Raw genomic sequence first — 13,008 nt, forward strand, 5'->3', positions numbered from 1 at the left:
ACGAGAGCGGCCGGATGAAGAATCGTTATTTGCGCGCCACTTTGTTGGCCGCACTGTTGCCGCTGGCAGGAGCCACGCTTGCCGCAGATGTGATCAGTAGCGTGGATTCCTATGCGCAGCGCCAGGCCGAGGTCGGCAAGCAACTGTGGCAGCAACCCGAGCTGGGTTATCTGGAGCACGCATCGTCGGCCTTGCTGCAGCAGGAGCTGCAGCAAGCGGGCTTCCGCATCCAGGCCAATGTCGCTGGCATGCCGACCGCCTTCGTCGCAAGCTTCCGTAGTGGTAACAAAGGTCCAGTGATTGCGCTGCTGGCGGAAATGGATGCGCTGCCCGGCATGGCTTACGCAGCCGAGCCGGTGCGCAGCCTCATCGCCGGTCAGGATGCCGGTCAGGCCTGCGGACACAATCTGTTTGGTGCGGCATCGGTGGGTGCAGCCCGCGCCCTGGCGCAATGGATGCAGCAGACCGGCACGGCGGGCGAGGTGCGCCTGTACGGAACACCCGCGGAAGAGGGCGGCTCCGGGAAGGTTTACATGGCAAAGGCCGGTCTGTTCGACGACGTAGACGTGGTGCTGCATTGGCATCCGTCCGACGAGAACTCCGCTGCACAAGGCACCAGCCTGGCCAACATCAGCGGCAAGTTTCGTTTCCACGGTCGCGCGGCGCATGCGGCCATCGCCCCCGAGCGCGGCCGTTCCGCGCTCGATGGTGTGGAAGCCTTCAATTACATGGCCAACCTGATGCGCGAGCACGTGCCCGACGGGACCCGCATCCACTACGTGATCAGCAACGGTGGCGCCGCACCCAACGTGGTGCCTGATGCAGCCGAAGCCTACTACTACGTGCGTCACACCGACCCCGCGGTGGTGCGCGATGTTATCGAGCGCCTGCAGAAGGCGGCCGAGGGCGCGGCCATGGGCACCGGCACCAAGGTCGAATTCGAGCCTACCGGTGGTGTGTACTCGCTGTTGCCTAACGACACGCTGGGGCAGGTGATGCAGGCTGCGTTGCAGCAGGTTGGCGGCGTGCAGTACGACGCGGCCGAGCAGACGTTTGCGAAGAAGCTGCAGGAGAGTCTGGAAAAGCGTCCGGACCTGCAGGAGGCTACGCAGCTGCAACCGTACCGCGCGGATCTGGCGGGCAGCGCATCCTCCGACGTTGGTGACGTCAGCTGGAACGTCCCCACGGTTGGCATCAGCACAGCCACCTGGGTGCCCGGAACCCCGGCGCACAGCTGGCAGGCAGTAGCGGCTTCGGGCATGTCGATCGGCGCCAAAGGCGCGTTGAACGCAGCCAAGGTACTGGCCTTGGCCGGCGTACAGCTGCTGCAGTCGCCGGAATTTGTAGCCAAGGCCAAGCAGGAGTTCGACGAGCGCCGCGGCGCAGGCTTCCGCTATGTGCCGCTGCTGCAGCGGGATGCACCGCCGTTGGACTACCGGCGCAAGTCGAAGGACTGAGGCGCGCTGTCGCCGGACTGAAATGCGAGCTCGACGTGGGCTTCACCGCCGGATAGGCACTGTTGAGTTCGGAGTGATGTTGCTGGGTAGCCCATCGCTCCTCGGGCGGCGGCCCGATCCCCTCCATCGGGTCGCCGCTCGTGTTCCCAGCACGAACCGTGGTTCTGAGGTTGAGGATGCTGGGCGTGGGTCTGCCTTGATCGGGGCGTTGATCCGCCTGGCAGCTGCTGGTTGCTGCCAATGGCCGCAGCGGCTAGAACTGTGCATGATGCAGGGATGTCCCTGCCGATTGCCTGTCGCTATGAAGCTACCCTTCAAGCTTGAATTCCTGTTGCTCTGCCTGGTTGCCGTTGTCGGTACCGGATGCGATCAGCGTCCTGCTGCGGTGGTTGAAACGAAGGCGCCGTTGACGCATGTCGTGCCCATTCCGCAATCCATGGAAGTTGGTTCCGGCGAGCTGAGGATTTCCGGCGCGGTGTCGCTGAAGGACGACGCGGCTGCAGCCAATGCGGGCCGTGCGGTGCAGGAGCTGCTGGCAACGTTAGGCATCGGTATCGATGATGCGGCGGCAGCCTCCATCCGTCTGCAACTGGTCGATGACCCTGCATTGGGCGATGAGGGCTACCGGCTGGTAGTGGACGACGCCATCCGCCTGAGTGCACGGACCGATACCGGTCTGCTGTACGGGGTGCAGACCCTGCGCCAGTTGTTGCCGGCGGTCGCCCAGGCGGACTATCGGCTGTCGCATGTGGTGATCAACGATGTGCCGACCTATCGCTGGCGCGGTATCTCATTGGATGTGGCCAGGAGCTTCCTGCCGGTTGAGTACCTGGAAAAGCACATCGACCGCATGGCGCTGTTCAAATTGAACCGCTTGCACCTGCACCTGACTGACGATCAGGGCTGGCGTATCGAGATCAAGCGCTACCCGAAGCTGGTGGAGATCGGCGGCGGCAGCGCGGTGGAAGGTGGACGCGCCGGTTACTACACGCAGGAGCAGCTGAAGCACCTGGTGGCTTATGCGCAGGCGCGCGGCGTCACCATCGTGCCGGAGATTGATATGCCTGGGCATGTGCAGGCTGCACTGGCTTCGTACAACGAGCTGGCCTGCGCCGATACCAAAAACCTGTCCACGTACGCGGGCGTGGAGGTGGGTTTCAGCGTGTTCTGCCTGGAGAAGCCTGAGGTTGTCTATCCCTTCGTCCGCAATGTGTTGGAAGAGGTGGTGGCGATCTTTCCTTCCAAGGAAATCCACATCGGTGGTGACGAGATAAAGCATCCGCTCTACGCCGATTTTGTCGGGCGTACTGCTGCGATGGTGGATGAGATGGGGCGCACTCCTGTTATCTGGGAAGAAGGCTCGGTTGCAGAGATGAAGCCCACTGCCTTGCTACAGCTGTGGAATGACGGCTATGCCATCGATGCTGCGGTCGCCAAGGGGCACCCACTGATTCTTTCGCCTTGCTCGTATGTCTACATCGACCATGGCAACTACGCCGGCCAGCCCGGTGCAGATTGGTGCCGCGCGGAGGGTGTGCCGCTGAAGCGCACCTATAGTTTCGACCCGGCGCCGTTCAAGACGGCGGTCGGTATCGAGGCAGCGTTGTGGACGGAATTCGTGCATACGGATGCGGCGGCGGATGCTCGCCTGTGGCCGCGTTTGGCGGCAGTGGCTGAGCTTGCCTGGAGTCCGGCGGGACAACGTAGCTATGCGGGCTTCGTGCAACGCATGGGCGCGCTGCGTCCGCAGCTCGATGCGATGGGCGTGCACTACCATCCGGAGCCGGATCTTGGGTGGGCGAAGCGCGAGTGAGGAGTCCGCGCAGCGCTTACGCGAGCTGCGCTTGACCTATGCGATCATCTGGTTCCGCTTGCCGGCGGGTGAAAAAGCAAAACCACCCTTGCGGGTGGTTTGCGGCACTGGATTGGCAGGCGTTTGGATGTGCATGTTCCCGCCCAACCAAATCCGAGCGCTTTCCCAATCCCCTGGCTTGAAGAGAGGATTGGCAGGGAGTCGCGCAGGCCTCAGTAATCGAAGCGAACGCGCAGGCCCACGGTACGCGGGTCGTTCCAGTAGGCGCGGATGAAACCGCCGGCATCGTCTGCCCAGTTCTTGGTCATCTTGTCGGTGGCGTTGAGTATGTACAGCTCGGCACGCCAGAACGAGGGCGACTGCAGGCTCAAGCTCGCATCAACAGTTGCGTACGCCTTCTGGCCGTCGGAGATGTGCGGGTTGTCGATGTTGCGCAAGGTGAAGTACATCTTGTCCTGCCACTTGAGGTTGAACCATGGCACCAGCTCATAGCCATTGCCGAACTTGAAGGTATGGGAGACGTTGACGCCAGCGGTGAACTTCGGCGTCATCGGCAGGTGGTTGCCAGTGATGTCGTAGATCTGGCGGCCGGCCAAGGTCGGGTCCGGGCCGGTGTAGGGTTCCGGGCAGGGCACCGCGCCAAACTCCTCGCGCACGCCGCAGTTCCACTCGTCGCTGAAGGTCGGGTAGTCCTTGATCTTGCTGTTGATGTACGAGAAGAAGCCGCCGATGCGGGTGTTGGGAGTGGGCAGGTAGTCCACTTCCACTTCCAGGCCGGGGATGTCGACCGTGCCGACGTTCACCGTCTGCCACTTCTTGATCACGTCGCAGGTCGGGTCCCAATCGGGGCAGGGTTCGTTGACGTGGACCTTGGCAGCGTAGAAGTCACCGGTGACCTGCATGTCCTTGTAGCGGCTGTAGAAGGCGGTGACCGACAGGCTCAGGCGCTTGTCCAACAGCAGCCCCTTGTAGCCGATCTCCAGGTTGGTGATGGTCTCCGGCTTGTACGGGAAGAAGGAATACTGCGGACCGGCAGGGCCTTCGAGGCAGTCCTTGCCGCCGCAGATATCGTCCTTGTCGCCGAAGCCGCCGGCCTTGTAGCCAGTGGACAGCGAGGTGAACAGGATCTCGTCGTCGGAGAGGTCCTTGGTCAGACCGAGGCGGTAGGTGAACTTGTTCCAGGAGTCGGAGTGGTCGTTCTGTGCAGGCGGACCCCACAGCTTGTACGCATCGATGCCGCCGTATGGCCCCATCTGCTCGGTCAGATCGCGGCCGTTGTGAGGACGGAAGCCGGGCGTGCCCGGTGTGCCCGGATCGTACTTGCCGTTGTAGTAGGCGGTTGATGTGGCATCCCAGCCGCCGTACACCTGGCCACCACGGTCGGTCTTGGAGTCACGGCTGTAACGTGCGCCCAGCGTCGCGGTCCAGGTGGGGGCGAAGTGCCAATCGGCCTGCGAGAAGATTGCCTTGGCGTCGATCTGGCGGTTGGGCTGGTGATAGAACTGACTGATCGGGAAACCGAAGGGCGCGTTGACCAGCATTTCCTGTGCGTAGTTGATGGCGTTCTTCTCGCGCATCCAGAACAGGCCGGAGACCAGGTTCAAGCGTTCACCCTGATGCTTGAACTGCAGTTCGTGCACGAACGACTTGTACTTGGAATCCAAGGTGATGGAGGTATTGTCGCGTACTGGCCACACACCCCAGTCGCCGTCCGCGGTCACTGGCAAGGTGGCGGTGACCTGCGACGGAATCTCGTGGTAGCCGCCGTCGTCATCGGAAATCTGCGAGCGCTTCTGGCTGGCGAAGGCCACACTGTACTCGATGCTGTTGCTATCGCTGAGGAACCAATTGAGATTGGAGCGCACGGTGTCGATCGACATGTCGGTTTTGCCCGGCACGTTGATTTTCACGTCCCATTTGCCGCCCTGGCAGGCGAAACGGGTACCGGCGGCGGCATCGCAGTCCTTCATGCCCACCTGGCCGGCACCAGAGTTCTGGAACTTCTCGTAAGACAGCAGCCACTCCACATCGTCGGTGATGGCGAAGCGTGCAGCGATGCGCGCAGCCCATTCGTCGCGGTTGTAGTAATAGTCTTTGCGATCGACCTTACGGTTGCGACGCTGGTCCACATCGGGGATGCCATCGGCGATGAAACCGCGCTCGGGAATGTTCACATCGGTGAAATCCTGCTGCTGGTCGATCCAGCCATCGCGCTGGACTTTGGTTGCAGCCACGCGCAGGGCGAAGCGCTCGCTGACCGCGAAGTTCTGGATCAGGTTGAATTGGCGCAGGTTGTAGCTGCCCAGTTCCAGCTCGGTGCTGCCGAAGGTGGAATCGAAGCGCGGCTTGGCCGGAATGATGTTGATGCTGCCGCCGGTGGAGTTGCGGCCGAACAAGGTGCCTTGTGGGCCACGCAGCACTTCGACCTGGTCCACGTCGAACATCAGCGCCAGCGCACCCTGCGGGCGTGGCGAGTACAGGCCGGCCACATGCAGGCCCACGGCGGGGTCGCCGATCTCGGTGAAGTTGTTGGCGCCGATGCCGCGGATGCTCACCTGCACGCCGGAATCCGGACCATTGGCGATCTGCAGGTTGGGCATGCTGCCGGACAGGCCGCGTACGTCGCGGATGCCTTCGCGGGTCAGTGCTTCCTGGGTGACGGCGGTAACGGTCACCGGCGTTTTCAGCAGGTCCGATTCGACGCGTGTGGCCGAGACCCGCACGGTCTGCAGTGTGGTCTGGGCGTCGCTGGTTTTGGCTTTGTTTTCTTCATCGGCGGTGCTGGACTGGGCCAGTACCGGCGCAGTTGCACAGCTGATCAATACGGCTGCCACCGCGGCAGCGATGCCGGTCGGTCGAACAGCGCTGGGATGCTTCTTCATCGTTGGCTCCTGGTTGTACGGCGACTTGGGCCGGCAGGCCCGCGCGATGGCTGGTGCGGTTCCCTGCTCAGGACGAGGCGGGGGATTTCTTCTGCGAGTACAGGGTTTGGTTGCGTACCAACGGCCTGGCCCAAGCACTGACGCTGAGGATGTAAAACAGGGGAATGAAGACCAGGCACATGCCCGCGCGCAGGCCAACGTGGTCGGCAACGATGCCAATCAACAGCGGCACGATGGCGCCACCGAGAATGCCGCTGCACAGAATTCCGGAGAATGCGCCGTGGTGTTGGATGACCGAGTTCAATCCCAGCGAGAAGATCACCGAGAACATCACCGACAAGAAAAAGCCCGCAGCCGGAAAGGCCAACAGAGAGATGGCTGCAGGGCCGAAAAGGGCGAGCGCAAAGCAGGCGATGGCCAGCGTCGAGAAGATCGCCAGCACCACTTTTGAATCCAGCAGTTTCAACAAGCCCAGGCCAGTCAGGCAGCCCAACGACATCAAGCCCCAGAAGCGGCTGACCGCGATGGCTCCCTGTTCGGTGGCCGACATGCCATGGTAGCTGTGCAGGAACTGCGACATCCAGTTGGCGATGGACTGTTCGGTGCCGACATAGGCAACGATGGCGAGGAAGAACAGACGCACATCGCGGCGTCGCAGCAGGCTGCGATAGGCCTCGCGGCTGCCGGCGCGCTCGTCGTCCTGCAGTTCCACTGCCGGTAACGGCAGCCTGTAGTTGAGCATGGCCAGCAGCACGAAGGCGGCACTGAAGTACCAATAGAAGTTCAGCCAGGCCAGTGGTTGGCCTTCAACACCCGGTTGCTGCATGTACAGGCGGAACGCCAGCGGGCTAAGGAACGAGGCCAGGCCGAATACCAGCTGCGCCATCACCGAGAAGAAAGCGAAATGTTGTTCACCTGCGGCGGTGCGCATCAGCGGGTTGATCACCACCTGCAACAACGCCATGCCAAGGCCGATCACGAACAGGCCGGCGACCACCGAGACATAGCCCGGCATCAGTGCGATGGCCAGGGCACCGATGAAGTTCAGGGCGAAAGCGGCGAACAGGGTGAAGCGGGTGCCGCGCACTTCGATCAGCATGCCGCCGGGGATCGAGATCAAGCCGTAGGCGAGGAAGAAAGAGAACGGCATGAAGCCGGCCATCGTCAGGCTCAGCTTGAAGTCCTGGATGGCGATCGGCATCAGCGGCCCGATCAAATTGGTAATGAAGGAAATCGCGAACCAGATCAGGAGGATGTAACTGATGATCACTGGCCGGTGCTTCATGGTCGTGGCTCCGGGGTCAGGGATACGACTGCAGGCAATGGGAGAGCTCGCCGGCGGCGATACTCTTGCGGGGAAAACGCGGCAGGATTGCAGCAGCAGTGCGGCAGCCAGCCGCCAGCGCGTCGTGCAGGTTGGCGCGGTTCAAACAGGCGGCGAGGTAGCCGGTATTGAAGCTGTCGCCCGCCCCCACGGTGTCGAAGATGTCCGGGGTCAGCTCGGCGGCGTAACGGGTGGTTTGGCCATCGGCATGGCCCAGTGCTCCGGCAGCGCCCAGCTTTACGATCAGCTGGGCACCGGGCTTGAGCATGCGGGCGACGTGCTGCACGGCGTGCTGCAGATCGTGGTTGCCGGCGATGCTCATCAGCTCCAGCTCGTTGAGCAGCAGGTGGTCGCAATGGGCCAGCCAGCTTTCGACTTCCTGCAGCACCTGCGGTGTCCAGCCCTCCGGCGGCCAACCGGTATCCATCGCAACCTGGTAGCCCTTGGCAGATGCCTGGGCCAGCAGCAGGGCGTAGTGGTCACGCAGGCCGGGCAGGAGGAACGGGGCGGTAAACAGGGCGATGCTGCCGGGTGCAGCCGGCGGCAGGTGTTCCGTCACGAACGCCGGGCCCAGATGCTGCAGATGCCCGCAACTGGTGAAGAAGGTGCGTTCGCCATCGGCATGCAGCAAGCCGACCGACATGGTGGTGTCGCTGGCGCAGGTCTGCAGTTCGACGCGGATGCCAGCCAGTTGCAGCAGCAGCCATTGGGCGAGGTCATCGTCGCCGATGGCGCCGATCAGGCGAGGGCTGAGGCCGAGGTGGCGCGCGGCCAAGGCGGAGTTGGCTGCCGAGCCACCGGCGCGCAGTTCACTGCGCGGCAGCAGCTGTTCGGTGCCGATCCGGGGCCAATGATTCAACGTGCCCAGGACCAGGTCCACGCTGACATCGCCAATGATGCTGAACTGGGGCTGATTTTGCGTCATGGGGCGACTATAGGCACCCCGAATCGGCACTGTCAATAAAAATATCCAGTGGAAGTTTAATTAAATCCGACGCCCTCCATTGGCCAGGCGATGGCCGAGGAGTTCGGCTGCCTGTACTTCGACTTGATCGTCCTTCTGCACGCCTTCAAGTCGCGGCGAAAGCAGTCCATGGATGGGCAGGACCGCCGCGCCCAGCAATGAGCAGTCTTCTTCGTGCTTGGAGATCATTACCCGCGGCAATTCCGGCGCGGGCCGGCCGCGTACCGAGCGGTGCAGTGGCTGGGCCAGGTTGACCAGGCGCTGCACCAGCTTCTGCGGGGCGGAGCCGCCGATGACGATGGTCTGCGGGTCGAGCATGTTCTCGATCATGCAGATGGCATCGCGCAGGCGCTGGGCAGCCTGCTGGCACCAGTGCTGCAAGGGAAGATCGTTGGGGTCGTCCAAGCGGTCGAGCAGGTTCGGGGTGCGGATCTGGCCGTCGTCCATGCCCAGTGCTTCGGCAAGCGAATGCAGTGACAAGTAGCGTTCCAGGCAGCCCTGGTTGCCGCAATAGCAGGGCGTGCCGCCGGGGACGACCGGCACGTGGCCGATCTCGGTGGCGTTGCCGTCGGCGCCGCGGTAGGTGTTGCGGCCGACGATCAGTGAGCCGCCCAGGCCCATGCTCAGGTGCAGGTAGAAGAAGTTGTCCAGGTGCTTGGCAACCCCGTACAGGGTCTCGCCCAGCGCGCCGGCAACGCTGTCGACGCTGTGGAACAGTGGCAGGCCGGTGGCTTCCTGTAGCTGGTCAAGGATGGACAGGTCCTTCCAGCCTTCCAGCGCAGTGGGGCCGACGAAGCTCAGTTCGGTGTCGCCGAGTGGGCCGGGCAGGGCGACGCCGATGCCCCAGAGGCGGGCGCTGGCTTGTTTGCGCAGGTTGGCCACCAGCTCCATCAGGCCGGCGAGCAGCTGGGTACGATCGCACCCCTGCAGCTGCACCTCGCAGCGTGCGTCGATCTGGCCCACCAGGTTGACCAGGGCGCCGGAGGCGCGGCCTGGCTCGAGGCTGATGCCGATCGACTGGCCGGCGTCGGGGTTGATCTCGAAGGCGATGGGCGGCTGGCCGCGGGTTTTGAGGTCCTTCTGCCGGCGCGAGACGATCAGCCCGATCGACTCCAGCTCATTGGTGATGTTGGCCACCGTCTGCGGACTGAGTGAGACCTTTTCCTGGATGTCTTTGCGCGAAGCTGCGCCCTGCTGGCGGATGAAATCCAGCACGAGGCGGCGGTTATAGGGGGCGCTGGATTGCTGGGTGGCGCCGCGGCCAATATTCATAGGCGTTGAAACCGCTTGAGCATAAGGGGAGGGGAGATACCTGTATTATTCATACATCCATGTGAAGTATTTATTGACGACAGGTGGCTGCATGGCTAACTTGCGATGCCTAGTCTATCCGGAACCGTGCCGATGACCGCTTTGCCGCATTCCCGCAAGACCGGAGTTCTCGTGGTGGCCGCCTTGGCGCTGGCCCTGTCTGGCCTGATGCAGTCGCCTACGGCCTTTGCGGCGGAACCGAAGACCACCGTATCGGTGAGTCTGCCAACCGAACCGCTGCTGGTGCAGGTCAACCAGGTGGCGCTGGAGCGGCGCGGGCCGAAGCTCGCCATCGTCGAATATGCAGGCGACGCGGACGAGGGCAGCTATACCGTGCTGCGCGATGGCAAGCAGGTCCGCAGTGGCAAGTTGCAGGCCTTGCCGTCGTTCACCGAATGGAGCCCCGGCAAGCGTTACTTCAGTGCCGACTTCTCCGATGCCGAGCAGGCAGGTCAGTATCAGGTGGATGTGCGCATCGGTAAGCAGTATGCGCAGTCGGCAACGGTACCGGTGCGTGACAACGCCGTTTTTGCCACCAGCGGGGCGCAGTTGCTGGGCTATTTCAAGCGCAGCCGCCACACCGATGACGCCGACCGCAACATCCGTATTTTCCAGACTTCGCGCAAGGTCAATGTCTGGGGCGGCTGGCAGGATGCGGGCGGCGACAAGGGTAAGTACCTGTCGCACCTGGGCTATGCAAATTATTTCAATCCGCAGCAGGCCTCGATGGCGGCCTGGGTATTGGCCTATGGCGCACATGCGCGCAAGGGGCTTTTCGCCGCGCAAGGGCTGCAGACGCAGGTCGAGGACGAGGCGTTCTGGGGCGCGGACTATCTGCACCGCATCCTCGATGCCGAGGGCTACTTCTACACCACGGTGTTCGACCAGTGGGGGACGCCAGGTGCCGAGCGCATGGTCACCGGCTACGAGGGCATCGCCGGGACCTACACCACGCTGTACCGCTCTGCATTCCGTGCCGGCGGCGGCATGGCCATTGCTGCGCTGGCGCGGGCGTCCATGCTGGCCAAGCAGTCCGGCCGGCACGGCGAGTTTGATGGTGCGCAGTATCTTGCCGACGCGGAGCGCGCGTATGCGCACCTGCGCAAGTTCAATCCGCAGTACGGTGCCGATGGCAGGGAAAATATCATCGACGACTACACCGCGCTGATGGCGTTGGTGGAGTTGCACAACGCTACCGGTGCGCAGCGCTATCTGGATGATGCACGTATGCGTGCCGCCAGCTTGATCGGGCGGCAGCAGGCCGATGGTGGCTTCATCAGCGACGGCGCTAGCCGGCCGTACTATCACGCCGCCGAGGCAGGTTTGCCGGTGATCAGCCTGTCCGCCTATGTCGACATCGAGCCGGAACAGGCGCGACGTGAGCGCGCGCTGCAGGCGATCGGCTCGGCGCTGAAGCATGAGTTGGCCATCACCCAGTCGGTTGCCAACCCCTACGGTTATGCGCGCCAGCGCTTCCAGCTGACCCAGGATGGCAAGGCCGCAGGCGAGGTAATGGAGGGGTTCTTCATCCCGCATCGGAATGAAACCGGCTATTGGTGGCAGGGTGAAAGCGCGCGCCTGGCCTCGCTCAGTGCGGCGATGGTCATCGGTAGCCGCAAGCTGGCGGCGCACGGCGTTGCCGGTTATGGCGTGTCTGCCGATCGCGCCCGCTACGCGCAGGACCAGCTCGACTGGACGCTGGGCCGCAACCCCTACGGCATCTCCATGCTCTACGGCTTCGGCCAGAAGAACCCGCCGATCGTGATGGAGAGTGCTGGTGAGATGTTCGTCGGCGGCATCTCCAACGGCATTACCGGTGCGCCGGGCAGTGATCGCGGTGCTGGCATCAGCTTTGCACCTGGCCCGGACTCGGAGCAGTGGCGCTGGGTGGAGCAGTGGATTCCGCATACGACCTGGATGCTGTTCGCGGTGATGGCGACTAGCGAAGGCTGAGTTGGCAACTTTCAGTGGGAGTGGTTATGTATTGGCTCCGGGTACTGAGCGTATTGATGACTTGGGCATGCGGGTCCCTGCCAAAGCATCGGCTGCTCCAGCGCTTTGCCCGTCACAGCGTGCCGGTAAGAGCGGAATAGCCTTACCGATAAATTGTTGGACCAACGCCTGCTCATCAGCGTGATGCTGTTCACTTGAGCATTCGAGTCATCCAGAATCCGATGCCAGACCTCTGGCATCGGATTTTTTTGTGGTGGGAGCGGCGTAAGCCGCGAAGCACGCTGACCAGCAGAGGGCACGGGTGCCACCGGTTTTTGCAAGGTCAGCTTCGCGGCTTACGCCGCTCCCGCAAAAAGAAACCGAGCGGGCGGCGCTTCTTGGCTCGCACCCGGGCGGCTCTGTTCCGCCTAAGGGGGCAGCATTCTGATTTTCCAGGCATGGGCCATTGCGACAGAGCAGCCCTGCCGCGCCGCGGATCATTCGTCAGTGATCGTGCCCGACTGTCTCGCAAGGGCTCCGCTGACGCTCCGGGCGTGGATTGCATGGCCAATACCCCCGGTGCGCACGTTGACAAAGGCTAAACGGGGGGAGGCGTAAATGCATGTGCAGGCTCCCTCCTGGCGGGAGCCGCGGGGTGCGGTATCGAGCGATGGTGATGTGTGGCGCGCCCAAGCAGGTCTGCCGGTTCGTATTGATTGACGCTGCTTGCAACGCTTGCCAGGGAAAGGTTCTTCATCCACTCCCGTAGAAAGGACGAGTTATGAAAAATTCACCCCGGTGGTCCCGTTGCATCCTGTGGACCGCCTTGCTGGCGACGCCCTTGCTGGGGGCCGTCGCCAGCGCCGAGAGCCGGCCGGACGCAGGTGGTCCTCGTATCGAGCAGATGCGTGCGCCGTTGGGATACACCCGCATGGAGCGGCCACGCGGCATCGAGGATCGACCAGCAAAGATCGGTGACGATTACCGCCACAATTTCCGCGCCGAGGGGCCGCTACGTATTGGCCCTTACCACCCACCGAAGGGCTACGAGTATCGCCGCTGGCATTACGGCGAAATCCTGCCGGGCCCGTTCTGGGAAGACGATTACATACTGGGCGACTTCTGGCTGTTCGGTCTGGACGCCCCACCGTTCGGTTATGAGTGGGTCCGCTATGGGCCGGATGCGATTTTGATCAGCACTGCAAACGGCGAAATCGTGCAGACGGTCTACGACCGGTTCATCTGACACGCCCTGCCAGCCCGCCCGTGGGGGCGGATAGTTGCGCCGCGTGTGGCCCGCGATCAGCGGGTTGCACGATCAGCAT

The 13,008-nt window shown here is 63.0% G+C and carries 8 protein-coding genes; 4 read left to right on the forward strand and 4 right to left on the reverse strand.

Annotated elements, in window-relative coordinates:
* Positions 1-14 precede the first annotated feature (14 nt).
* Both ACVOMB_RS04155 and ACVOMB_RS04160 read left to right on the forward strand, forming a co-directional pair.
* Positions 15-1,457 carry an amidohydrolase gene (locus ACVOMB_RS04155; RefSeq protein ID WP_481530008.1) on the forward strand — a complete coding sequence of 481 codons (1,443 nt, stop codon included), beginning with the start codon at positions 15-17 and terminating at the stop codon, positions 1,455-1,457.
* Between the two features lie 301 nt (positions 1,458-1,758).
* On the forward strand, positions 1,759-3,270 hold the full coding sequence (locus tag ACVOMB_RS04160; protein WP_481530009.1) for a beta-N-acetylhexosaminidase: 1,512 nt from the start codon (positions 1,759-1,761) through the stop codon (positions 3,268-3,270).
* A gap of 212 nt (positions 3,271-3,482) precedes the next feature.
* On the opposite strand, the gene ACVOMB_RS04165 is transcribed toward ACVOMB_RS04160, so the two are convergent.
* From ACVOMB_RS04165 to ACVOMB_RS04180, 4 genes are all read right to left on the reverse strand, one after another.
* Complete coding sequence (locus tag ACVOMB_RS04165; RefSeq protein ID WP_481530010.1) at positions 3,483-6,152, reverse strand: TonB-dependent receptor; 2,670 nt, start codon at positions 6,150-6,152, stop codon at positions 3,483-3,485.
* A 67-nt stretch (positions 6,153-6,219) separates the two neighbouring features.
* Positions 6,220-7,437 (reverse strand): MFS transporter, encoded by a 1,218-nt coding sequence (locus ACVOMB_RS04170; RefSeq protein ID WP_481530011.1) that lies wholly within the window; start codon positions 7,435-7,437, stop codon positions 6,220-6,222.
* Positions 7,438-7,453: 16 nt separating this feature from the next.
* On the reverse strand, positions 7,454-8,401 hold the full coding sequence (locus ACVOMB_RS04175) for a carbohydrate kinase family protein (RefSeq protein WP_481530012.1): 948 nt from the start codon (positions 8,399-8,401) through the stop codon (positions 7,454-7,456).
* A gap of 60 nt (positions 8,402-8,461) precedes the next feature.
* On the reverse strand, positions 8,462-9,712 hold the full coding sequence (locus ACVOMB_RS04180; protein WP_481530013.1) for an ROK family transcriptional regulator: 1,251 nt from the start codon (positions 9,710-9,712) through the stop codon (positions 8,462-8,464).
* A gap of 132 nt (positions 9,713-9,844) precedes the next feature.
* Between ACVOMB_RS04180 and ACVOMB_RS04185 the strand changes: the two genes are divergently transcribed.
* Positions 9,845-11,704: a glycoside hydrolase family 9 protein gene (locus ACVOMB_RS04185; protein ID WP_481530014.1), complete on the forward strand. Its 1,860-nt coding sequence runs from the start codon at positions 9,845-9,847 to the stop codon at positions 11,702-11,704.
* 760 nt (positions 11,705-12,464) lie between these two features.
* Entirely contained in the window at positions 12,465-12,929 is a 465-nt protein-coding gene (locus tag ACVOMB_RS04190) for an RcnB family protein (RefSeq protein WP_481530015.1), read from the forward strand.
* The last annotated feature ends 79 nt before the right edge of the window (positions 12,930-13,008 follow it).

Source organism: Stenotrophomonas sp. STEN018, from assembly GCF_056760235.1.